Here is a 23,432-nt window from a genome sequence, read left to right on the forward strand (position 1 = left end):
ATGCCCGACCTGCTGATCGAACTGTTTTCCGAGGAGATCCCCGCGCGTATGCAGACCCGCGCCGGTGAGGACCTGAAAAAGCGGATCACCGATGGTCTGGTCGAGGCCGGTCTGACCTATGCCGGGGCCGCCGCCCTGACCACGCCCCGGCGCATGACGCTGGCGGTCGAGGGGCTGCTGGCGGAAAGTCCAACGATCCGCGAGGAACGCAAAGGCCCCAAGGTCGGCGCGCCGGACAAAGCGATCGAGGGCTTCCTGCGCGGCGCGGGCCTGACCCGTGATCAGCTTGAGGAACGTGACACACCCAAAGGCGCAGTCTATTTCGCCACCATCGAAAAAGCCGGGCGTCCGGCGGCTGAAATCGTGGCCGAGGTGCTTGAGGCGACCATCCGCAACTTCCCGTGGCCCAAGTCGATGCGGTGGGGCAGTGGTCCCATGCGCTGGGTGCGCCCGCTGCACTCGATCCTATGCATTCTGAATGATGAGACTGGCGCGCAGGTCGTGCCGTTGGAGATCGAGGGAATCAAAGCCGGTGACACCACGGCTGGCCACCGCTTCATGGCGCCGGCCCGGTTCTCGGTTAACTCCTTTGAGGATTACGCCGCTCAACTGAAACGCGCGTTCGTTGTTCTGTCGCCCAGCGAGCGCGCCGAGCATATCTGGAACGACGCCCAGAACATGGCCTTTGCCGCCGGTCTGGATGTGGTCGAGGATAAGGGCCTGCTGGCCGAGGTCGCCGGGCTGGTCGAATGGCCCGTGGTGCTGATGGGGCAGATCGATGAGGAATTTCTCGAATTGCCGCCCGAGGTGCTGCAAACCTCGATGAAAGAACATCAGAAGTTCTTTTCCGTGAAGAACCCCAAAACCGGCCGGATCGAACGATTTATCACCGTCGCCAACCGTGAGACCGCTGACAATGGCGCGACCATTCTGGCAGGGAACCAAAAGGTTCTGTCGGCCCGTCTGGCTGATGCCAAGTTCTTCTGGGAGAACGACCTGCGCGTTGCCAAATCGGACATCGCCCAATGGACCCGCGCGCTGGAGAATGTGACCTTCCACAACAAACTGGGCACACAGGCCGAGCGCATCGACCGCATCGCCGCACTGGCCCGCGAACTGGCCCCGGTGACCGGAGCGGATGCGGATCAGGCCGAAAAAGCCGCGCGTCTGGCCAAGGCCGATCTGAGCTCCGAGATGGTCTATGAATTCCCAGAACTTCAGGGGCTTATGGGGCGCTATTATATTGAGGCCGCAGGCGAAAATGCCGCCGTGGCCGCTGTAGCGAAGGAGCATTATTCGCCGCTGGGTCCGTCGGATGATGTGCCGACCGCACCGCTCTCGGTGACCGTGGCGCTGGCTGATAAGCTGGACACGCTGACCGGGTTCTGGGCGATTGATGAGAAGCCGACCGGATCGAAAGACCCGTTTGCTCTGCGCCGCGCGGCGTTGGGGGTAATTCGGTTGGTTTTGGAGAACAAGCTGGGTCTTTCGATTACAGATATTGTCAACAAGGCCATCGAAATCGGACAAGAACCAGAACTGGCCTATGTCCGAGCAATGCAGGCTTACGTTGACGAGAATGCGAACAAACGGGATGTAAGCGCAGCTTTCGAATTTGCGTTCTCGCGCGCTGAAGGTTGGCGGCCTTTGTCGCTGAACTGGCAGCCGGAGGATAAGACTGTCAACACGCAAGCTATGCCAGATGCGGATCGAGTCGCGGGTATCTATAAAGACGAGTTCGGCTGGCCTTATTCGTCCTTTAGCCGTGATGCACGTGCTCGGGCCGAAACATCGTACATGCCTTGGTCCGCGACGACGCCCAAAGGACTTGTTGACAAGCAGGCCGACCTCCTCTCCTTCTTCCACGACCGCCTCAAAGTCTTCCTCCGCGACGAGGGCATCCGCCACGACATCATCGACGCCTGTATCGCGATGGAGGGGAATGACGACCTCAACCTGCTGGTCAAACGCGCCCGCGCTCTGAATGCGGTGATTGAGACCGAGGATGGCGAAAACCTCGTGCAGGGCTTCAAACGCGCCAACAACGTCCTGACGCAGGCCGAAGAGAAGGACGGCGTCGAATACTCCTACGGCGCGGATGTGAAATTTGCCGAGACGGACAGCGAAAAAGCGCTGTTTGCAGCCCTCGATCAGGCGCAGGCGCAAATTGATCCGGCGCTGAAGGCCGAGGATTTCCCAACCGCCATGGCCGCCATGGCCGCGCTGCGAGGTCCGGTGGATGCGTTCTTTGAGGATGTGCAGGTCAACACCGACAATGACATCATCCGCCGCAACCGCCTGAACCTGCTGAGCCAGATCCGCACGGTCTGCTCCAGCGTTGCCGATCTGACCAGGATCGAAGGCTAAGACACCGGGCGCGCGCCTCAGCGCGCCCAGATCACCCTTGCGCAAGGGGTAAAGCTGCCTATGCTGCGGTGAAACCAAAAGGTGCCGCAGTGCAGAATAACCCGCATACCACGCTCATCACGCCCAAAGCGCCCATCGCTGCCAATACCCATGGCGGGCGGGCGAAATGTCTGCAACGTCTGGTCCGGCTTGAGATGCCGGTGCCCCGCACGGTGGCGTTGTCCTTCGATGCAGTTCACCGCATTGCGGAAGGGCAGGTGCCGGATATCGGGGCCATTCTGGACCAGTTTGACGAGGACGCCCTGTTGTGCGTGCGGCCCAGTTCGGAAGACCCGGATTGGGGCGGTCCGGGGGCTATCCTGAATATTGGTATGAACGAAGCCCGATACGGCGATTTCGCGGAAAAGATGGGGTCCGAGGCCGCCGCAGCCTTGTCGCTGCGATTTGTGCAAAGCTACGCCATTCACGTGGCGCGTCTGGATGCCGACGTATTTGACGATATCGATACCGTCGGTATGGACGGATTGCGGGACAGTCTGCGCGCCTATGAAGATGAGACCGACGAGGCCTTTCCGCAGGATCGGGGCGAGCAGTTGGTGGGCGTTCTGCGCTCGATGGCGCGGGCATGGGACGGAACGTCGGCCCGGTTGCTGCGTCAGGCCAAAGGGGCCCCAGCAGATGCGGGGCTTGGGCTGGTCATTCAGGAAATGATCCCCGGCGTGGGGCAGGGTGAATGCGGCTCGGGTGTGTTGCAACTGGTTGATTCCACAACCGGAATGCCCCAGATCACGGGGCGATATCTGAGCCAGAGCCAGGGGCGCGATGCGCTGGGCGAAGGTGTCTCGGCGCTGTATCTTGAGAAGGACCCGCGGGGGCAGTCGCTGGAAGAGGTAGCCCCCAAGGCGTTCGCCGACCTGAAGGCGCAGGCCGCGTTGATGCGCGAGAAACTGCGCGAGGAAATGCAGGTCGAGTTCGTGATTGAAAACGGCCATGTGCACATTCTGGACGGTGTGCGTGTGCAGCGGTCCGCGCGTGCGGCGATGCGGATTGCCGTTCGGTTGGCCGAAGACGGGATCATCCCGCAGCAAGAGGCGGTGATGCGGGTTGATCCCCACGCGCTGAACGAGCTGCTGCACCGTCAGGTCCATCCCGAGGCCGAGCGCGATGTGCTGACCATGGCGATTGGCGCAAGCCCCGGAGCCTCGACCGGTAAGATCGTGTTTACCGCCGCCGAAGCGCAGGCCAGCGCGGCGCGGGGTGAGGCCTGTGTTCTGGTCCGCCGCGAAACCTCGCCCGAGGATGTGCGTGGGATGCACGCCGCTGTGGCCGTGCTGACTGAGAAGGGCGGCATGACCAGCCATGCGGCGGTGATCGGGCGTGGTCTGGGCCTGCCCTGTATCGTCGGCGCGTCCGACATCCGCTTTCAGACCAAGAAGAAAATGCTGACCGCCCCGGATGGGCGGGTGTTCAAAACCGGGGACGTGCTGACCATTGACGGAAGCTCGGGGCAGGTTCTGGCGGGGCAACCCGCGATGCTGGAAGCCGCTTTGGACGATTGTTTTCAAACGCTTATGGGCTGGGCGGACGCCGAGCGCGATATCGGGATACGCGCCAACGCCGATACGCCAGCCGATGCACAAACCGCCCGGAACTTTCAGGCGCAGGGCATTGGTCTGTGTCGGACCGAGCATATGTTCTTTGATCCCGGCCGTCTGATCGTGATGCGCGAGATGATCTTTGCGCAAACATCGTCCGGGCGTGAGGCTGTGCTGGAACGTCTGTTGCCCATGCAGCGCGAGGATTTCGTGCAGCTGTTCCGCATCATGGAGGGTCAACCGGTCTGTATCCGCCTGTTCGACCCACCTTTGCACGAATTCCTGCCGACCACCCGCAGTGGCCAGCGTGAACTGGCCGAGGCACTGGATTTGCCGGTCTCGGATGTGGAACGCCGGGTTGCCGCGATGACCGAATATAACCCGATGCTGGGCCTGCGCGGTGTGCGTCTGGGTGTGACCGTGCCCGAAATCTATGACATGCAGGCCCGCGCGATCTTTGAGGCGACGTTGGAGGCCAGCAAGAACGGTGCCCCCGTGGTGCCCGAGGTGATGATCCCATTGGTGTCGGCCAAGCGCGAGGTCGAACTGGTCAAATCCCGCATCGATTCGGTCGCGGCGGCAGTTGCGGCAGAGCAGGGGCAGGAGTTTGAATACCGTCTGGGCGTCATGGTGGAAACGCCGCGCGCCTGCCTGCGGGCCGAGGAAATCGCCCCCAGCACCGCCTTTTTGAGCTTCGGCACCAATGACTTGACCCAAATGACCTACGGCCTGTCGCGTGACGACGCAGGACGTTTCATGTCGGCTTATGTCCGTCAGGGTGTGTTCACCGAAGATCCGTTTCATGTGCTGGACCCCGATGGCGTGGGTGAGTTGCTGAAACTCGGGGCCGAACGGGGGCGTCTGGCGAAACCCGATGTGACGCTTTCGGTGTGTGGCGAACACGGCGGGAACCCCGAATCAATCGCGATTTGTCGGGACCTTGGCTTTGACTATGTGTCCTGTTCCCCCTTCCGGGTACCAGTCGCTCGGCTGGCTGCCGCTCAACTGGCGATTTCGTCCAGACTTGGGGGTTGACAGCGCCATTTAACCCAAGGATTAGTGGGTTTCAGGCGAACTTGTGGCGGAAAAAATCTTCCCCACGAGCGATTTTCCACTTGCTTTTCCTTCGGTTCTGGACGTTTGCGCCGGACTGCGCTAAATGCCTCGTCGCGCCCGCCGGGGGAGGGTTAGGCGCGAGAAGTGCCTGTGCGAGGTTATCTGATGCTACGTTACATAATGGCTGTTGCCACATTGGCAGCAACCGTGCTGCCAAGTGCGTCCTTCGCCGAGAGGGAAGCAACCGATTCCGCCAAGGAAGAACTTGTCGCCCGCAACGAATTGCCGGCGCAAAGTTTCCGTGACTATTTCAAACTGTTCCAGCCTCGGAAGCCGGCTGCGCCGGTCGAAGTTTCCTACTCGAAGGACTGGCTGGATCAGCAACCCAAAGCGACCGGGGACGAGAACTGGAAGTGTCTGTCCGAGGCGCTGTACTTCGAAGCCCGCGGTGAAAGCGTGCGGGGACAGTTTGCTGTGGCTGAAGTGATCCTGAACCGGGTCAAAAGCAGCCGTTTCCCTGACAGCCTGTGCGGTGTGATCAGTCAGGGCACCGGGAAGAAATACCAGTGCCAGTTCACCTATACCTGCGATGGCCGCAAAGAGGTGATCCACGAAAAGAAAGCCTTTGAGCGTGTGTCGAAAGTCGCGCGGGCCGCGATGGACGGGATTTCAAAGGAACTGACCGAAGGCGCGACCCATTATCACACGACAGCGGTGCGCCCATCCTGGTCACGCGTCTACAAGCAGACCGCGCGGATCGGCGTGCACATCTTCTACCGCCACAACTACCGGACAGCGAGCAACTGATTGACGCACCCGCGCTGGAAGCTTGATGGCGCGGGGCGAGTTGCAGTCTATATTGCGGGCCAGGAGGCCCGTAATGCCATTCAATAGAAGACGATTTTTGCAAACCGCTGCGGCGGCTTCGCTTTTGCCGGCTGCGGTCAGGGCGAACGCCCCGCATCTTGAGGCACGTGTTTCCAGGCAACAGCTTGCGCCTGAAGGGTTTCCTGAAACCGAAGTCTGGAGCTATGGAGGCTCGGTTCCGGGCAAGACGCTCAGATACAATCAGGGTACGCGCGTCCAGCAACGCTTTGTGAACAGACTTCCGCAGCCAACTTCGGTTCATTGGCACGGAATTCGAATAGACAACGCGATGGATGGTGTACCCGGTTTGACGCAAGACGTCGTCGAAGCTGACGGGGCTTTCGAATACGATTTTGTCGTCCCCGATGCGGGTACCTTTTGGTACCACGCCCATAACAGATCGGTAGAGCAGGTGGCGCGCGGGCTATACGGTCCTTTGATCGTTGACGAGGCCGTACCGCCGGATGTCGATCAAGATCTGATCCTGATGCTGGATGACTGGCGGCTCGACCCGGAAACAGCTCAGATTACCGACGATTTCAACAACGGCCACGACCTGAGCCATGCCGGACGCCTCGGAAACACAGTCACTGTTAACGGCTCGTTCGATCCGGCCTTGCCGGTGCGTCGAAACGAACGGCTCAGGCTTCGGCTGATCAATGCCTCGAACGCTCGGATCTACGATCTGGACTTGGATGGCCTTGCGGGCTGGATTGTCGCTCTGGACGGGATGCCGCTGGAAGTGCCGCTTGCCTTGAGCGGGTCCTTGCCACTGGCCCCGGCGCAAAGGGCGGATTTGATCGTTGACGTTGTGGCTGATGGGCCGACCGCAAGCCTTGTGAGTGTTGAACGCGACGGGGCATTTGGATTGGCGCGTTTCGACATCGGCGGTCCGTCCGCCAACGCTCAACGGACGGACATAGTCGCGCTACCGCCTAATCCCCTGCCGGAAATCGCTGGGATTGACGATGCCCCGCTGCATCGAATGCGTCTGCAGGGCGGGGCTATGAGGTGGTTGGAAAGCGCTCGGATTGGTGAGACCGACCTGTCAGGGCGCGAGTTGGCGCAGTTGGGGCGGTTCTGGGCATTGAACGGATATGCCGAACGTCCGTCGGATCCTTTTCTCGATGCGTCTCTGGGTAGCCTTCACAGGATCGAGTTCGTGAACGAAACCGCATTCCCCCATGCGATGCACCTGCATGGCCACCACTTTCGGCTTGTTTTGGACGATGGCGCGTTGGGTCCGTGGCGCGATACGGTTCTGATCGAGAGGGGACAAACCCGTCAAATCGCGTTATTTGCCGATAATTCCGGTGATTGGCTGTTGCATTGCCATATGCTGGGACATGCCGCCGCGGGTATGATGAGTTGGTTTCGCGTCACCTGACGCCGCAATCAGCGGCTGGAATGGCGCTTGTGTGAGTGTTATAGCCCCTCGGACCGCCTAAATTAGGCGAACTGTTCTGCAAGCCCGAGAAGGCCTGACCCATGAGTTCTGAAATCCGCCTTGCCTTTGCGCACCCGTCCGAGCGGTCCGAGGCGACCTCGCCCCGGGGGCCGTTGGATCGCATCTCATTGCGTGACCACACTGTCGAGGTTGAAATTGGGGCCTTTCAGGCCGAGCGCGGCACGACGCAGCGCATCTGCTTTAACATCGTGGTCGAGGTGCGCCCGCTGACCTCGGATATTGACGACGATGTGGACCGTATCCTGTCCTATGACCGCGTGACCGAGGCCATCGCCTATGAACTGGCGGCTGAACGCCTGAACCTGCTTGAAACGCTCGCCGAGCGCGTGGCCGAGCGCATCCTGCTGGAACCTCAGGCCGTTCGGGTTTTCGTGCGGATCGAAAAGCTGGATCGGGGTCCCGGCGCGCTGGGGGTAGAGATCGTACGCGGCAAGGACGCCGTTCATCATGACGTTGTTGAAGAAGAACGCCCGCATCCGCGCCTTGTGTTCCTGTCCAATGACGCGATTGCGTCGGGCAATCTGAAAGGCTGGATCGATCAGCTGGAAAATCGTCAGCGCCCGCTGATCCTGTGCGTCGGGGCCTCGGATCTGGCTGCGCCGCAGACCGGCCATGCCATGACGCAGCGCCGGATCGATCTGCTGTCCATCGAACAAAACGCCTGGGTTCTGGCCGCGCGGGATCATCGCTGTGTCGTCGTCTCGACTCGGACCGAGCTGGATTGGGCCATGAAAAACGGCCAGATCTGCGTCTGGGCCCCGTCCAAGATCGTTCTGGATGCGGTGGACGGCCCATCCGCCGCGCCGTCGGACGCGGTTGCTCTGGCCGCGTGGTTTGCCGCGACGTTTGAAGCCAGTGAGATGATGGTGATCGGTGGCGAGCTGCCGAAAGAACCCAAGACGCCCCTGCGCGCCGTCGCCGTCGATCAGGCGCAGTTGTGAGCCATTATTACCGACCGCTGGTTCAGCACGGCCCGGCCCGCCCGGATGGTGCAGTGTCTTTGGCCGGTCAGGCGTTGTGGTTCACACATGCGGAAGCCCTGTCGCGGTTGGATGCGCCCAAGGTCGTCCCGGCGGCTGAAATTCCAGCCGATGTTTTGCAACGCCTCAGCCGCCAGCGTGCAGCAATATCCGGTCTGGACATGGCGCAGCCGCATATCATGGGCATCCTGAACGCGACACCTGACAGCTTTTCGGATGGCGGCGTTCACAGCTCGGTCGAGGGTGCGCGGGCAGGGGCCGCTGACATGGTGGCGCAAGGCGCGACCATTCTGGACATTGGCGGAGAATCGACCCGCCCCGGTGCAGATTTTGTCCCAGAAGCGGAAGAGATCGCCCGCACGCGCCCGCTGATCGAAGCGATTCGGGCGGAAACGGAAGCCTTGATCTCAATCGACACCCGCAAGGCCGCAGTGGCCAAGGCCGCCTGCGCCGCCGGGGCAGGTTTGGTCAACGATGTCTCGGGCTTTACCTTCGATCCGGACCTCGCGCCGTTTTGCGCTGAATTGGGCGCGCCGGTTTGTGTCATGCATATGCAAGGCGACCCGGCCACGATGCAGGACAATCCCGAATACGACAACGTTGTGCTGGATGTTTACGATTTCCTCGAAGGTCAGATCGCGCGGCTGGAAACACTGGGTCTGAGCCGCGATCTGATCATTGTCGACCCGGGTATCGGCTTTGGCAAAACCGAACAGCACAATCTGGACCTTCTGCGCAACCTCAGCCTGTTTCACGGGTTGGGCTGTCCGATCCTTCTGGGCGTGTCGCGCAAGGGGTTCATCGGGTCCATCGGGAAAGAGCCGCAAAAAACTGCGCGCGCTCCGGGATCAATTGCCCTTGCTCTGGACGGATTGTCCCAAGGTGTGCAGATCATTCGCGTGCATGACGTGGCCGAGACAGCTCAGGCCTTGCGTCTATGGGCTGCGGTCCGGTAATCCGGTCGCAAACATTTTTGTGAGGGGTAGAAGATGCGCAAGCTGTTCGGAACTGACGGTGTGCGGGGCACAGCCAATACACATCCGATGACAGCGGAAATGGCCTTGCGCATCGGGGCCGCCGTGGGGCGGTATTTCCGTCGCGATGCCTCGGGCGTGCACCGTGTGGTGATCGGTAAGGACACGCGCTTGTCGGGCTATATGCTGGAAAACGCGCTGACTGCTGGTTTGACCTCGACGGGGATGAACGTGCTGCTGCTGGGGCCGGTACCGACGCCTGCCGTTGGGCTGATGACCCAATCCATGCGCGCCGATCTGGGCGTGATGATCTCGGCCAGTCATAACCCGGCGGAAGATAACGGCATCAAGTTCTTTGGGCCCGATGGGTTTAAACTGTCCGATCAGGCCGAGTTGGAAATCGAACGGCTGATCGAGGAAGGCGTTAAACCCGCGCAGGCCCAGAATATCGGACGCGCGCGCCGCGTGGACGATGCCCGGTTTCGCTATGGCGAGCGGATCAAATCCTCGCTGCCCCGCGATGTGAAGCTGGATGGCTTGAAAGTCGTGATCGACTGCGCCAACGGCGCGGCGCACCGCACTGCGCCCGAGGTATTGTGGGAATTGGGCGCCGAGGTGATCCCGGTCGGTGTCGCGCCGAACGGCAAGAACATCAACCTCAATTGCGGATCGACCAAGCCTCAGCTTGCCGCCGAGACCGTGGTGGCGCATGGCGCGCATGTGGGGGTCTGTCTGGACGGGGATGCCGACCGCGTTGTGGTTATCGATGAAAACGGTGACGTGGCCGATGGCGATCAGCTGATGGCCTTGCTGGCCTCGGCTTGGGCTGCATCCGGTCAGTTGAAAGGCGACGCGCTGGTTGCGACTGTCATGTCCAATCTCGGATTGGAGCGTCACCTGCAATCGCAAGGCCTGCGTCTGGAACGCACGGCCGTCGGCGACCGCTATGTGGTCGAGCGGATGCGTGAAGGCGGTTTCAATCTGGGTGGTGAGCAATCGGGCCATATCGTCATGAGCGACTATGCCACCACAGGTGATGGTTTGATGGCCGGGCTGCACTTTTTGGCCGAGATGGTACTGTCCGGGCGATCAGCCTCGGATCTGGCGCAGCAATTCGAGACCGTGCCGCAATTGTTGAAGAATGTCCGCTATGGCGAGGGGCAAATGCCGCTTGAAGCGCAAAGCGTCAAAGCTGCCATTGCCGATGCCGAGGCGCGCCTGAACGGGCAGGGCCGCTTGCTGATCCGAAAATCCGGCACGGAACCGTTGATCCGGGTGATGGCCGAGTGCGAAGATGACGCGCTGTTGTCTCAGGTCGTCGACAGCATCGTGTCCGAGGTCGAAGCCGCAACAGGCTAGCGCCCGGTCAGCAGTTTTCGCAGACTGAACCACTGGCTGATGGCCAGTCCGGTCAGAATCATGGCCAGTGCGATGAAGAAACGCAGGGGCAAGGCCTCGGATAGGACCAATGCGCCGAACACCATCGACCAGATTGGCACCTGATAATTGACCAGTGTCAGAAAGACCGACCCTGCGCTGCGAATGATCGATACGCGCAGAAGCGTGGCAAAGGCGGTGGGCAAAAGGCCTAGGATGATGATCGCAAGGCCCGGGCGCGTGCCTTCCCATGTTGGGAGGCCTTCGGTCACCAACATCAGCGGCACCAGGCATACTGCGCCGACGACCAGCGTCAGCGCGGCCAGCGTGACAGGGTCAATGGGCGGGCAACGACGGGTGAAGATCGAAGCCACCGAGTAACACAGCGCCGCCCCGATACAGGCGAGTTGCGCCAACGGTTCGAACCCTTGGCCGATCTGGGTCAAGCCGGGGCCGATCAGAACCAGAGCCCCGGCAAAGCCGAGAGAGACCCCGAAAATGCGGCGCGCATTCATCGGCTCATCCGAAAAGAAATGCGCCAGCGGCAGCACCATCAGTGGGATCGCCGCCATGGACAGGCCTGCGAAGGCCGAGGGCACGTATTGCTGGCCCCAACTAAGCATCATGAACGGAATTGCGGTCGACAACAGCCCGATGATGACGATTGCGCCCCATAGGGCGCGGTCCGGTCCGGGTATCCTGCGACCAGTGGCTGCCATCAGGCCCAGCAGGGTGACCGCACCCAGCGTTGTGCGCGCCGTTGCCACTGTGACGGGCCCATAGCCTTCCAGCGCCATGGCCACGACCATGAACGTACCGCCCCATATGAGGCCGAGTGTCAGGACGCCGCTCCAGTCGCGGTAATCGGGTTCTTGCACCATAAACCCCCCATATCCTTTGATTTTGCCGATGTCACGCGCCCGAGATTGACAAAGCGTTAGTTTTTACTTACCGTAAGTAATGGCTTACCAAGATGCATTTACCGCTCTGGGCGACCCGACTCGTCGGAAAGTGTTCGAAGCAGTTGCAGCCCGGCCCTGCGCGGTTGGGGCTCTGGCTGACACGCTACCTGTCAGCCGCCCGGCGGTGTCGCAGCATCTGAAGGTTCTGTCGGATGCGGGATTGGTCGGGTGCCGGTCGGAAGGGACGCGCCGGATTTACTTTGCCCGGCCTGACGGCTTGGCAGAAATGCGCGCCTGGCTGGATCGATACTGGTCGGATGTGCTGGACAGTTTTGCGACAGAGATCAATCGGGAAGGGCGAGATACATGACTGATCCAATCGTCAAAACCGTGGTTGTGAACGCCGCGCCGGATCGCGCCTTTGAGGTCTTTGTGCATCGCATCGCAAGCTGGTGGCCGATGGATGGTCACGCGGTGTCGGCCTCGAAGGGACAACCGGCGCTGGCCGTCACGATCGAGCCTTGGGTTGGTGGCGCAGTGTTCGAAACGATGTATGACGGCGAAAGGGCCGATTGGGGCACGGTGTTGGAATATGAAGAGGGGCACCGCCTGGCCTTCACCTGGCATCCGGGCACCAACAAGGACACCCCCACGCGGGTTGATGTCGCGTTTGAAAGGGTCGGTGCGAACCAAACTCAAGTGACCCTGACCCATTCCGGCTGGGAGGTCTGGGCCGAAGCCGCCGCAGACAAGCGAGGCGGTTACGATTCGGGCTGGGATTTTGTGTTGGGCGAGTGCTTTGCGACAGCATGCGCTGCATAGAAAAGGGCGGCCCGTTAAAGGCCGCCCCAGTGCTGATGGATATCAGACTTAGTTCTTTTCCTGATCGACCAGTTTGCCAGCCGAAATCCACGGCATCATGCCGCGCAGCTTGGCGCCGGTTTCTTCGATCAGGTGCTCGTCATTGGCGCGACGCGAAGCTTTCAGGGTCGGCTGGCCGACCTGATTTTCCAGCATGAAGTCGCGGACAAACTTGCCCTGCTGGATGTCGTTCAGAACCTCTTTCATCGCTTTCTTGGTCTGCTCGTAGGGCAGGATGCGCGGGCCGGTGACGTACTGGCCGTACTCGGCAGTGTTCGAGATCGAGTAATCCATGTTAGCGATGCCGCCTTCGTAGATCAGGTCAACGATCAGCTTCACCTCGTGCAGACACTCGAAATAGGCCATCTCGGGCGCATAGCCTGCTTCGACCAGGGTTTCAAAGCCGCAGCGGATCAGCTCAACCAGACCGCCGCACAGAACGGCCTGCTCACCGAACAGGTCGGTTTCGCACTCTTCGCGAAAGTTGGTTTCGATGATGCCCGAACGGCCGCCACCAATGGCCGAGCAGTAGGACAGGCCGATTTCCAGCGCTTTGCCGGTTGCGTCGGTGTCAACGGCCACCAGACAGGGCACGCCGCCGCCTTTGACGTATTCGCCACGCACGGTGTGACCGGGGCCTTTGGGGGCCATCATGATGACGTCAACGCCTTCTTTCGGCTCGATCAGGCCAAAGTGAACGTTCAGGCCGTGGGCAAATGCAATGGCCGAACCGGGCTTGATGTTGTCATGCACGTATTTCTTGTAGGTCTCGGCCTGCAGTTCGTCGGGCATGGTGAACATGATGACGTCACACCAGGCTGCCGCTTCGGCGATGCCCATGACCTGCAAACCTTCGGCTTCGGCTTTCTTGGCCGAGGCAGAGCCTTCGCGCAGAGCGACGACCAGGTTTTTTGCGCCCGAGTCGCGCAGGTTCAGCGCGTGGGCGTGACCTTGCGAACCATAGCCCAGGATGGCCACTTTTTTGTCTTTGATCAGGTTGATGTCGCAATCGCGATCGTAATAGACGCGCATTTTGCCGGTCCTTTCTGTTTCGATTGCTGCGCTTTTACCCGGGTGTTTTGCGATTGGCGAGCGTATTGAAGTTGAGTATTTATAAAAAAGATGAAGAACTATTCTTCATTTGGCCGAATGATGAGAAATCTATGCTTGATGACCTCGACAGACGTATTCTGCGCCATTTTCAGGCTGATCCCAGCCTGTCCAACGCCGAACTGGCCGAGCGGTGCCGGATCACGCAAGGTGTTTGCTGGCGTCGTATCGAAAAGATGCAGGCCGCCGGGATCATCGAGGGGCAGGAGGCGGTGATAGACTGGGTTGCACTGGGTTATGCGGTCGAGGTGTCGCTGCGGGTCACATTGGACAAGACGCAGGCGCGCGCGTTTGACGAATTCACGGCTGCGGCGCGCGATGTGCCCGAAGTGATCGAGATCCAGACCTTTCTGGGCCGCGTGGATGTGCGGCTGTCGGTTCTGGCAAAGGACATGGCGCATTACCAGCAACTCTATCGCGACCGCATCCTGACCTTGCCGCATATCGCAGACATCGAAGCGCTGATGCATATCGCACGGGTCAAACGAGATGAGGTGCTGCCGGTATGATCGAGCTGGACGAAACAGACCGAAAGATCCTGCAGGCCTTGCGGCAGGATGCAACGCAAAGCGCCGGAGCGTTGGGGCGCAGGCTGGGGCTGTCGCAACCCGCCACATGGCGGCGGATCCGCAGGCTGGAAGAGGCGGGGGTCATCAAAGGCCGCCGTCTGCGCCTGAATGCCGAGGCATTGGGCTTTGGCGTCACTGTCTTTCTGGGCGTGAAGCTGGCGCGCAAGGGACAGGTCAGTCTGGAAGACTTCGAACGCGCTGTCAGCGCCATTCCCGAAGTGCAGACCGTCGAGCATGTGCTGGGGCTGTATGACTACCGTCTGCGCGTAGTGGCGCGTGACCTGTCCGATTTCGAACGGGTCCTGCGCCGACGGATCATGACGTTGCCCGGCGCGGGGGATGTCGAGGCCAATGTCTTGCTGAGCGAAGAACGCCTGCCCGGTCCGATAGGCTGATCGCGCCTAGTATTTCGTGCGAACGCAATAGCCGGGATGGTGGGTCATGCGGGCGAAGGTGATCGGGTTTTCATCCTTCCACGTCGTCCGCTCCATCTGGATCATCGAGGTTCCGGCGGTGGTGCCCATGAACTCGGCCAGACGACTGTCAGCGGAAATCGCGCAAAAGGCGACCTCGGCCTCGGTGAAGGGGGCAGCGTTCAGCAGCCATTCGTGGGGGCCGTGCGCGCTCAGATCGGCCTCTTCCACCTCGGGAACGGCTGCGATGTTGATCCACCGTTCCTCAAGCTGAAAGGGGCGGTTGTCGGCATAGTGCATGCAGATCACGTGCAGCACACGGGCCTCGGGCGAAACGCTGAGTTGCGAGGCCAGCCAACCGGGGCTGGGCACAACATTACGCTCGACCAGTGCATAGCGGTATGCGGCGTTCTGGTTTTCAATCATCTGCCGGGCCAGCGACAGTTCCAGCCTGGCGTGTTTACTGGGCTCTTTCTTGACCCGCGTTCCACTTTTGCGCTTGCGCTCGACAAAGCCCTGGTCGGCCAGTTCCCGCAGCGCGCGGTTCACGGTGGCCCGCGCGCAGTTGAATTCTTCGGCCAGCTGCGTTTCCGTCGGCAAAAGCGAGCCTTGTGGCCACACACGGCTTTCGATCCGTCGTTTCACTTCGTCACGAACGACCTGGAAGCTGATCCGCTTTTGGTGAGTCACGGGTTGAATTTTCCCTTCAAGCATAAAGTGTATGCATCTGTTCAGAAGCAAGTAGAAGTGTAAAGGGGAGGTGACTCTAATTGGCGTCATTTTTGATGTTTTCGAACCAGTTGGTCTAAATATTTCGGTTTTGTTTTTCGTGACGTAGGGTCACTTTCGTGGCAGTGTACGCCGGAATCAGACAGGGCAATTGGGCCTGGCTTTGGGGAACGACTTCTGGAAAGGAAACTGAATGCCTGCATTGCTGGAAACCGTGGACCGGGATGGTCTTGAAGAGTTCTCGGTTGTCTTCACCGACCGCTCTTTGAACCATATGTCGGCCAAGTTTCAAAAGGTTATGCGCGATGTCTCGAGCATGCTGCGCGAGGTCTATAATGCCGACGGTGTTGCCATCATTCCCGGCGGCGGAACTTACGGGATGGAGGCCGTGGCCCGTCAGTTCGCGCGTGGTGCCAACGTTCTGGTGGTGCGCAATGGGTGGTTCTCCTATCGCTGGAGCCAGATCATCGAAAGCGGCGCGCTGACCGGATCGGTTACCGTTCTGAAAGCGCGGGAAACCGGCAATACCAGCCCGTCCCCCTTTGCGCCCGCTCCGATTGAAGATGTGGTTGCTGCCATTCACGAGCAGCGCCCCAACGTGGTCTTCGCACCCCATGTCGAAACAGCGGCGGGCGTGATCCTGCCCGACGATTATGTGACCGCCATGGCAGCTGCCGCGCATGAGGTTGGTGCGTTGATGGTTCTGGATTGCATCGCATCAGGCTGCGCCTGGGTTGATATGAAGGCGACCGGCGTGGACGTGTTGATCTCGGCCCCGCAAAAGGGGTGGAGCGCGTCGCCCTGCGCGGGCCTCGTCATGCTGTCTGAGCGTGCCGAAGCGCGGTTGCAAGAGACCGAGTCCGACAGTTTTGCGGTCGATCTGAAGAAATGGCGTCAGATCATGCAGGCCTATGAGAACGGCGGCCATGCCTATCACGCGACCATGCCGACCGATGCCCTGACGGCGTTTCGCGACACGATGCTTGAGACGCAGGAATACGGGTTCGAGAAATTGCGCGACGCGCAATGGGCTTTGGGCAATGGCGTACGCGCGATGTTGAAGGAGAAGGGCGTTGTCTCGGTGGCCGCGGATGGTTTTGGCGCGCCGGGCGTTGTGGTCAGCTATACGGCTGATCCCGAGGTTCAGAATGGCAAGAAATTCGCCGCTTTGGGGATGCAGATCGCCGCTGGCGTGCCGTTGCAATGTGACGAACCTGCCGGGTTCAGCACGTTCCGCCTGGGGCTGTTCGGCCTCGACAAACTGTATGATGTGGACGGCACAATTGCGCGTCTGAAACGGGTGCTGGATCAGGTTCTGTGACCGGGTGGCGGGCTGAAGCCCGCCTTGCCGCTTAACGCACGCCGAGGCCCATTTGCATCAGCGTCTTGCGCACCGGTCCCATGGAGTAGAGCGCGTTCAGCCCCAAGGCGCGTGCATCGCGCAGCGGCCGCGCCTCAAGCATTGAGGTGCGGTTCAACAGGTCGATGCCTTTCACCCGCAGCTCGATCTCAGCATGGCGGGCCTTGTGGTAGGCATCCAGCATCTGTTCATCGCCCAACCCGTCAGGCCGGGCTTGTGCCAGGTCCAGAAGGGATCGCAGATCGCCCAAGGACATGTTCAGACCCTGCGCACCAATGGGCGGCACCACATGCGCGGCCTCGGCCATCAGGGCGATGCGTTCGCCTGACAGGCGCGCGGCCGATTGGCTGATGATCGGCCAGATCGTCCGGCGTGAGGCCAGTTTCAACGGCCCGAACAACCCGCAGGACCGCTCCGTCATCGCGGCCTCGAAGGCCTCGGTGTCGAGGTTCAGCAACTCCACCGCGCGCGGCCCGCGTTCCATCCACACGATGGCGGATGAGGGCTGACCCTGCCAGTCGGGCAGCGGTACCAATGTGAACGGCCCGCCAGACCGGTGGATCTCGGTCGAGACGTTTTCATGCGCAATTGGATGCGTTACCGCAAAAGCAAGCGCTTTCTGACCATAGCGCGTAGTGTGGACGGGTATCCCGGCAGCCTCGCGCATCGTAGAGTTTCGCCCATCGGCGGCGATGACCAGTTTGCACCGGATGCGGCTGCCGTCGCTTAGCCCAACGCGCGCCTCGGCGGTGCGGGTGAACAGGCTGACGGTGCCAGTGCCTGGGCGGAAATCGACATTGGGCAGCTCGGCCAGCCGCGCCACCATTTCGCGCCGCAGCAGCCAGTTGGGCAGGTTCCAGCCAAAGGGCTGTTCCGAAATGTCCGAGGCGTTGAAATCGCGCACAACGCGCGGTTCGGGGACGTCTCCGCCCGCATCGACGATGCGCATCACTTGCAGCGGGGCCGCGTGGGCATCAAGCCGGGCCCACAAACCACATTGGTCCAGCAACCCGCGTGAGGGTTGCAGGAAGGCGGTGGTCCGCAGGTCCGACCCATCGACGTCGCGTTCAGTGATCGGCGGGGTCGGATCAACGCAGATCACGTTGAACCCGGCGGTCCCAAAGGCGGCGGCGGCGGTCAGGCCAGCGATTCCGCCGCCGGAAATCAGGATGTCACAGCTGTCAGTCATGGCACTTGTCTCCGTTCCCGGCAGACCCTAGTGCGGTTCCCGCGCCTGCGCCAAGTGACATCCTGTCCCGTGTCCTATCCGCGTGAAATCAGGATCAGGATCAGAAACATCACCGGCACCATCATCACGGCAGGGATGTAGAGACCGGGCAGGCCGAACAGCAGGGCAGAACAGCCCCACATGCTGAAGATCGCGGCGGCCGTATAGCCTAAATCCTCGGGCTCGCCATCGGCCACGTCGCGGGCCATCCAGCCAAACAAGGGGATTGCATAAAGCAGGCGTTGCCAAATCGGCAGGCGCTGCGGCATCAGGGTCGCGCTCATTGGGGTCTCCGTTCTGTTCGTCGCAGACGGGCATATATGGATGATTGTGCAGCTGCAGAATATGCAGATCGTCGCAGTGTGACAGCCTACCGCAGGCGGGCCAGGAATGCCGTTAGGTCATCCGTATGGTGGTGGATGTGATCGGCCTCATGCGGGTCCGGCGCGACGTGAACCGTGCGCATTCCCATCTCATGCGGCGCTGCCAGATTGCGGGGATCGTCCTCGAACATGGCGGCCTTTTCGGTCTGAATACCATCTTGCAAAAAGATCGCCTGAAAGGCCGCTTTTTCCGGCTTGGGGCGATAACCTGCATGTTCGACACCATAGATGGCGTCAAACAGACCGGTTAGCCCGCGCGCCTCAAGCACCCGTTCCGCATAGGGGGCGCTGCCGTTGGTGTAGACGATGCGCCGACCGGGCAGGGCGCGGATATGGGCGGCAAGCTCGGCATCGGTGTCCATATGGCTCATGTCGACCTGATGGACCGCGTGCAGATAGGGGTCGGGGTCCAGATCATGTTCGGCCATCAGCCCGGCCAGAGTTGTACCGTATTCGCGCCAATAGTGGCTGCGCAGGCGGTCGGCCTCGGCCCGGTCCACGCCGATGGCCTGCACGACATAATCCGTCATCAGCACCTCGATCTGGTCGAACAGGCGCATATGCGGCGGATACAGGGTGTTGTCCAGATCGAACACCCATTGGGTGACGTGGCTAAAGGCAGGTTTGACCATGATGTCGGTGTAGGGCGCGACGGCTGGGTTTTCAATGCTACACTTGATTGCGGCCCCCGGACACGGATAGACATGGCCGAACGAGGAGAGACAACACCCCATGCCCCAATCCCGACAGTCCAACAAAGATGCCTACAGCCTGATTCTCGAAGCCATCGATGTGGGCGTCTACAAACCCGGTGACCGTCTGGTCGAAAGCGAACTGGCCGAGCGGTTCGGTGTCTCGCGCACCCCCATCCGCGAGGCGTTGCAGCGGCTGGAGACTCAGTCGCTGCTGGAGCGGGACGGGCGGTCGCTGATTGTGGCGTCTTTGGACCACAACCAGATGGCCGAACTGTATGTCGTGCGGCGCGAGCTTGAGGGGCTGGCCGCGCGCCTGGCCGCGAAACACGCGACCGAGGAAGAGATCCGCGTGCTGCAGGAAATGGTGGCCGAGGATGATGCACTGGTCGATGATCCCTCGGCCTTGTCACGGGCGAACCGGCGGTTTCATGAGCAGATCCATCTGGCCTCGCACAACCGCTATCTGGTTCAGCAATTGGATCTGGTACATCGTACCATGGCCCTGATGGCAACCACGTCGCTGGCGGCGCAGGGGCGCAGCGAAATTGCGCAGAGCGAGCATAAGGGGATCGTCGAAGCCATCGCTGCACGTGACGAAGAAGCAGCCGGGCGGGCGCTGAAGGACCATATCTCGATCGCCTTCATGACCCGTCTCAAGCAGGACGCGGTGCGGCGTGAGTCTTAACCTTCAGGCTTGCGGCAGGTCCTCTTCGGCCTGCCCATGCTGGGTTTTGTCCCAAAAGAACGGGCAGATTGCGAGCTCCCACAACGCCTTATATGCGGCGAGGACGCCCAGCGGGAAATAAAAGCACATCGTCGGCACAAACGGCAAAAGATGCCGACGTTCCCGGGCGGACACCGCCAGCATGGCGACGGCCATATTGATCAACTCAGCCGCCAGAAACAGCCAGAGCAGCGTGGTCATCACCGGTGCCGTCAGCAGGGTTTGCATCGGGTTGGGCAGTTGCAGCGCGGACAGCCAGAACATCCACAGGATCGGGGCCAGCAGGAACTGACCCAACGTGCCCAGAAAGAACGCCTGCACGCCCGCGAACCTGAGCGCTCCCAGTTCGCGATACAGGCCAACCGGGTTCCGCATATGCACCAGATAGGTGACCATGAATCCTTTCAACCAGCGTGAGCGCTGCTTGACCCAGGGCCAGGCGCGAAAGTTGGCCTCTTCATAGGTGGTGGTCTCGACCATCTCGGTCCGGTATCCCGCGCGGCTGAGGCGTACGCCCAGATCGGCGTCCTCGGTGACGTTATGCGCGTCCCATCCGCCCAGTTCGATCAGCTTGTCGCGCCGGAAGAAAAAGGTTGTTCCGCCCAAGGGCACGACCAGCCCAAGGCGCGCGATGCCCTGCAGGATCACCCGAAACCAAGAGTTGTATTCGATCGTGAAACAGCGCGAACGCCAGTTGGTGCGCGGGTTGTAGTAATCCAGCATACCTTGCAGACAGACCACATCCGGCGGGGCCTGAGTGAAATGCTGCACCACCCGCTCAATCTGATCTGGCTCGGGTGCATCTTCGGCATCCCAGACCCCCAGAATATCGCCCCGGCAGAAATCCAGCGCATAGTTCATTGCACGCGGCTTGGTTGTCAGCCCGTTTAGTGCGGGCACCTCGAAGGTGCGAATCCAGCTTGGCAGGTCGGCTTTCTCGACGGTTTCGCGGGTGACGTCATCGCGTTCCTCCAGCACCAAAATCACGTCCAGAAGGGCTTTGGGATAGGTCAGCCGTTGCAGACGTTTGATCAGGGCGCCTGCGATCTCACGCTCCTTATACAAGGGCACCATGATCGACACGCAAGGCTGTCGCAGCGAAACGGGCGTGCAACCGGGATCGGTTTTGGGTGGTTTGATTTTTCCCAGCACAAAAGTAAGCGCGCCTGATATCCGCAAGGTCATGAACAGGATCAGGGTTGCGACGGCTGCGATCAGCAGGGCGGCAAGTCCAAGCTGGGGAAGGGCCGCAAAAACCGCCATTAGCCCCAGAACAAGAACCGCAGGGCCAATGCGCGACCGGGGCGTCCAGGTGCGGCAGCTTTGCGCCTCATCCACACGGGTCTCGGCGGCTTCGGCCAGAACCTGCGAGAATTGACGGGCAATCGCGCGATCAATCTGATCCGGTGCGGCCAGAACCGGAAGGACGGCGTAGGGGCAATCCTGCATCTCGGCAGTGACGGTCGGGAAGCGATCAGGGCGTGCAGTGGCAACCAACAGCAGCGGGCCGACGCGCATCCATGGTATGACGTTATGGGCCAGCCAGAATTCAACCTGCTTGAAATCGCACAAGCCGGGTGCGGGCGGGATCTTGTCCAGATCGGCGATTTGCCATCCGCTTTGCGCGGACAGGGCGGTCAGGACATCCGCGCGGCTGACCCAGCCTTCGCCAACCAGAATTTCGCCCAGCGGGGCCTTTTGCTGGGATTGCAGATGCAGCGCCTGGTCCAACTGCTCCCACGAAATCGCACCTTGTTCGATCAGGCAGGTGCCCAACGGTTTGCGTTGCCCTTGAGGGGGGATCGGGGCGGCAGTGGTAAAATCCTGAAGATTCAATTCAACCATTAAAAAACCCTGACGCAGTGACCTGCCGTCAGGGTTGATCAATCTAGGTTAACAGCGGGTTAACCCCGGGCTTTGCGCCAGTTACGCCTGCGCTTTTCTGTCCGCCATGGCGGCTGCGAAGCGTTCGAACAGGTAGAAGCTGTCCTGTGGGCCGGGCGAGGCCTCGGGGTGGTACTGCACCGAATAGACCGGTCGGTCCGTCATGCGGATACCGCAGTTCGAGCCGTCAAACAGCGAGCGATGGGTCTCGACCACACCGTCGGGCAGGGTCTCGGCATCGACAGCGAAACCGTGGTTCATCGAGGTGATCTCGACCTTGCCGGTTTCCAGATCTTTCACCGGGTGGTTTGCACCGTGGTGGCCGTGGTTCATCTTGATGGTCTGACCACCCAGCGCCAGCGCCAGCATCTGGTGGCCGAGGCAGATGCCAAAGACGGGCAGTTCGGTGCTGTTCAGGATCTCTTTGATCATCGGCACGGCATATTCGCCGGTTGCCGCCGGGTCGCCGGGACCATTGGACAGGAACACGCCGTCAGGCTCGTGCGCCAGAACTTCGGCAGCGGTCGCGGTGGCGGGCAGTACGGTTACGTCACAACCAGCCGAGGCGAGGCAGCGCAGGATGTTGCGTTTCGCACCATAATCCAGCGCCACGACCTTGTGTTGGGGTGCCTTCTGCGGCGCATACCCCTCGGGCCAGGCCCAACGCATTTCGTCCCAGCGGTAGCTTTGGGCACAGGTGACGTCCTTGGCCAGATCCATGCCTTCCAACCCGGCGAAACCGCGCGCGGCGGCAACCAGCGCGGCGATATCGAAATTACCCTTGGGGTCATGCGCCAGCGCCACATGCGGCGCGCCTTGTTGACGGATGGCGCGGGTCAGGCGGCGGGTATCGATGCCGCCAATCGCGATACGACCGCGCCGTTCCAGCCATGTTTTCAACTCTTCGGCCGAGCGCCAGTTCGACGGCTCGGTCGGGTCCCACTTGACCACCATGCCCGCGGCCACCGGATCACCGGTTTCGTCATCTTCGGGGTTCACGCCCACATTGCCGATATGGGGGAAGGTGAAGGTGACGATCTGCCCGGCATAAGAGGGGTCTGTCATGATTTCCTGATACCCGGTCATGGCGGTGTTAAAGCACAGCTCGGCCACTGTCTGGCCGGTTGCGCCGAAGCCTGTGCCGTAAAACAGCGTTCCGTCGGCCAATGCCAGACATGCGGTGGGCTTGGACGGGGCGTTCTGGGCCATGGCGCAACTCTCCTACAGGGTAAATCGGCGCATACCTAAGGGGGTTAACCGCTTTGGTCAAGTGTGTTCAAATTTTCGGCTATTGTTGTTTTTCAATGGGTTAGCTGTGTCCGTGCCCTGTTGTGTCACGCTTTTTGTTTAGATATGTTCGGGGTTCCGTTGTCATGGGGATGGACAAACCAAATGGACATGCGATCACGGGTGAACACCGCCCTGAAGCAAGCAATGAAAGACAAAGCGGCCGAGCGTCTGTCGACCTTGCGCCTTATCAACGCTGCGATCAAAGACCGGGATATTGCGTCCCGTGCTTCCGAGAACGAAGAGGCGAAAGGCTGCGGCGATGCTGAGGTTCTTGAAATCCTTGGTAAAATGACCAAGCAGCGCAAGGAAAGCGCGCGCGCCTACGAAGAGGGCGGACGCCTGGACCTGGCCGAGCGTGAAATGCGCGAAGTTGCGATCATTGAGGAATTCCTGCCCAAACAGCTGGACGACGATGAGGTGACGAAGGCGATTCAGACCGCGATCACAGCCACTGGCGCGGGTTCGATCCGTGATATGGGCAAGGTGATGGGCGAATTGAAGACCCGCTATACCGGCCAGATGGATTTCGGCAAGGTGGGTCCGATGGTCAAAGACCATCTGTGCGCCGCATCGAACGGCGGCTGCTGAACTCATAATCAG

The 23,432-nt window shown here is 60.8% G+C and carries 22 protein-coding genes; 14 read left to right on the plus strand and 8 right to left on the minus strand.

The window, feature by feature from the left end; genetic code table 11:
• From glyS to glmM, 7 genes are all read left to right on the plus strand, one after another.
• Complete coding sequence (gene glyS, locus ACR0C9_RS04085; RefSeq protein ID WP_480780439.1) at positions 1-2,367, plus strand: glycine--tRNA ligase subunit beta; 2,367 nt, start codon at positions 1-3, stop codon at positions 2,365-2,367.
• A 68-nt stretch (positions 2,368-2,435) separates the two neighbouring features.
• Positions 2,436-4,997: a putative PEP-binding protein gene (locus tag ACR0C9_RS04090; protein WP_480780440.1), complete on the plus strand. Its 2,562-nt coding sequence runs from the start codon at positions 2,436-2,438 to the stop codon at positions 4,995-4,997.
• Between the two features lie 186 nt (positions 4,998-5,183).
• Positions 5,184-5,825 carry a cell wall hydrolase gene (locus tag ACR0C9_RS04095; protein WP_480780441.1) on the plus strand — a complete coding sequence of 214 codons (642 nt, stop codon included), beginning with the start codon at positions 5,184-5,186 and terminating at the stop codon, positions 5,823-5,825.
• A 73-nt stretch (positions 5,826-5,898) separates the two neighbouring features.
• The gene (locus ACR0C9_RS04100; RefSeq protein ID WP_480780442.1) at positions 5,899-7,272 is read left to right on the plus strand and encodes a multicopper oxidase family protein; all 1,374 of its coding nucleotides are present in this window, start codon (positions 5,899-5,901) and stop codon (positions 7,270-7,272) included.
• 101 nt (positions 7,273-7,373) lie between these two features.
• The gene (locus ACR0C9_RS04105) at positions 7,374-8,294 is read left to right on the plus strand and encodes a dihydroneopterin aldolase (RefSeq protein WP_170517894.1); all 921 of its coding nucleotides are present in this window, start codon (positions 7,374-7,376) and stop codon (positions 8,292-8,294) included.
• Positions 8,291-9,289, plus strand: a complete 999-nt coding sequence (gene folP, locus ACR0C9_RS04110) for a dihydropteroate synthase (protein WP_170451448.1) — start codon at positions 8,291-8,293, stop codon at positions 9,287-9,289. The genes ACR0C9_RS04105 and folP overlap by 4 nt, the downstream gene beginning before the upstream one ends.
• Before the next feature lie 33 nt (positions 9,290-9,322).
• Positions 9,323-10,666, plus strand: coding sequence for a phosphoglucosamine mutase (glmM, locus tag ACR0C9_RS04115; protein WP_170451446.1), 1,344 nt, complete (start codon positions 9,323-9,325; stop codon positions 10,664-10,666).
• Here the strand turns inward: glmM and ACR0C9_RS04120 are convergent.
• Positions 10,663-11,565, minus strand: coding sequence for a DMT family transporter (locus ACR0C9_RS04120; RefSeq protein WP_170621613.1), 903 nt, complete (start codon positions 11,563-11,565; stop codon positions 10,663-10,665). The genes glmM and ACR0C9_RS04120 overlap by 4 nt on opposite strands.
• A 79-nt stretch (positions 11,566-11,644) precedes the next feature.
• Here ACR0C9_RS04120 and ACR0C9_RS04125 point away from each other — a divergent pair, with 79 nt between their 5' ends.
• Positions 11,645-11,956, plus strand: a complete 312-nt coding sequence (locus ACR0C9_RS04125) for a metalloregulator ArsR/SmtB family transcription factor (RefSeq protein WP_170451442.1) — start codon at positions 11,645-11,647, stop codon at positions 11,954-11,956.
• Positions 11,953-12,408: an SRPBCC domain-containing protein gene (locus ACR0C9_RS04130; RefSeq protein ID WP_170451441.1), complete on the plus strand. Its 456-nt coding sequence runs from the start codon at positions 11,953-11,955 to the stop codon at positions 12,406-12,408. The genes ACR0C9_RS04125 and ACR0C9_RS04130 overlap by 4 nt, the downstream gene beginning before the upstream one ends.
• Before the next feature lie 48 nt (positions 12,409-12,456).
• On the opposite strand, the gene ilvC is transcribed toward ACR0C9_RS04130, so the two are convergent.
• Complete coding sequence (gene ilvC / locus ACR0C9_RS04135; RefSeq protein ID WP_170451439.1) at positions 12,457-13,479, minus strand: ketol-acid reductoisomerase; 1,023 nt, start codon at positions 13,477-13,479, stop codon at positions 12,457-12,459.
• 131 nt (positions 13,480-13,610) lie between these two features.
• Here ilvC and ACR0C9_RS04140 point away from each other — a divergent pair, with 131 nt between their 5' ends.
• Both ACR0C9_RS04140 and ACR0C9_RS04145 read left to right on the plus strand, forming a co-directional pair.
• Complete coding sequence (locus ACR0C9_RS04140) at positions 13,611-14,066, plus strand: Lrp/AsnC family transcriptional regulator (protein WP_170621614.1); 456 nt, start codon at positions 13,611-13,613, stop codon at positions 14,064-14,066.
• Positions 14,063-14,521, plus strand: a complete 459-nt coding sequence (locus ACR0C9_RS04145) for an Lrp/AsnC family transcriptional regulator (RefSeq protein ID WP_170621615.1) — start codon at positions 14,063-14,065, stop codon at positions 14,519-14,521. Before ACR0C9_RS04140 ends, ACR0C9_RS04145 begins: the two co-directional genes overlap by 4 nt.
• A 6-nt stretch (positions 14,522-14,527) precedes the next feature.
• On the opposite strand, the gene ACR0C9_RS04150 is transcribed toward ACR0C9_RS04145, so the two are convergent.
• Positions 14,528-15,229: a GntR family transcriptional regulator gene (locus tag ACR0C9_RS04150; protein ID WP_480708042.1), complete on the minus strand. Its 702-nt coding sequence runs from the start codon at positions 15,227-15,229 to the stop codon at positions 14,528-14,530.
• A gap of 232 nt (positions 15,230-15,461) precedes the next feature.
• Between ACR0C9_RS04150 and ACR0C9_RS04155 the strand changes: the two genes are divergently transcribed.
• Positions 15,462-16,589, plus strand: coding sequence for an aminotransferase class V-fold PLP-dependent enzyme (locus tag ACR0C9_RS04155; RefSeq protein WP_480625877.1), 1,128 nt, complete (start codon positions 15,462-15,464; stop codon positions 16,587-16,589).
• A 31-nt stretch (positions 16,590-16,620) separates the two neighbouring features.
• Here ACR0C9_RS04155 and ACR0C9_RS04160 read toward each other — a convergent pair whose 3' ends face one another.
• The 3 genes from ACR0C9_RS04160 to ACR0C9_RS04170 form a co-directional block, all read right to left on the minus strand.
• Positions 16,621-17,817, minus strand: a complete 1,197-nt coding sequence (locus ACR0C9_RS04160; RefSeq protein ID WP_480780443.1) for a UbiH/UbiF family hydroxylase — start codon at positions 17,815-17,817, stop codon at positions 16,621-16,623.
• Between the two features lie 74 nt (positions 17,818-17,891).
• A complete protein-coding gene (locus tag ACR0C9_RS04165; RefSeq protein WP_170451428.1) occupies positions 17,892-18,140 on the minus strand; it encodes a hypothetical protein in 249 nt (82 codons plus the stop codon).
• A gap of 86 nt (positions 18,141-18,226) precedes the next feature.
• The gene (locus tag ACR0C9_RS04170) at positions 18,227-18,871 is read right to left on the minus strand and encodes a pyrimidine 5'-nucleotidase (protein ID WP_480780444.1); all 645 of its coding nucleotides are present in this window, start codon (positions 18,869-18,871) and stop codon (positions 18,227-18,229) included.
• A 100-nt stretch (positions 18,872-18,971) separates the two neighbouring features.
• On the opposite strand from ACR0C9_RS04170, the gene ACR0C9_RS04175 reads away from it, so the two are divergent.
• Positions 18,972-19,619 (plus strand): GntR family transcriptional regulator, encoded by a 648-nt coding sequence (locus ACR0C9_RS04175; protein WP_170451424.1) that lies wholly within the window; start codon positions 18,972-18,974, stop codon positions 19,617-19,619.
• A gap of 3 nt (positions 19,620-19,622) precedes the next feature.
• On the opposite strand, the gene ACR0C9_RS04180 is transcribed toward ACR0C9_RS04175, so the two are convergent.
• The gene (locus tag ACR0C9_RS04180; protein WP_480780445.1) at positions 19,623-21,503 is read right to left on the minus strand and encodes a glycosyltransferase; all 1,881 of its coding nucleotides are present in this window, start codon (positions 21,501-21,503) and stop codon (positions 19,623-19,625) included.
• An 81-nt stretch (positions 21,504-21,584) separates the two neighbouring features.
• On the minus strand, positions 21,585-22,751 hold the full coding sequence (gene carA, locus ACR0C9_RS04185; protein ID WP_170451420.1) for a glutamine-hydrolyzing carbamoyl-phosphate synthase small subunit: 1,167 nt from the start codon (positions 22,749-22,751) through the stop codon (positions 21,585-21,587).
• Between the two features lie 183 nt (positions 22,752-22,934).
• Here carA and ACR0C9_RS04190 point away from each other — a divergent pair, with 183 nt between their 5' ends.
• Positions 22,935-23,420: a GatB/YqeY domain-containing protein gene (locus tag ACR0C9_RS04190; RefSeq protein WP_170517930.1), complete on the plus strand. Its 486-nt coding sequence runs from the start codon at positions 22,935-22,937 to the stop codon at positions 23,418-23,420.
• Positions 23,421-23,432 lie beyond the last annotated feature (12 nt).

Source organism: Ruegeria sp. C12 (assembly GCF_056537745.1).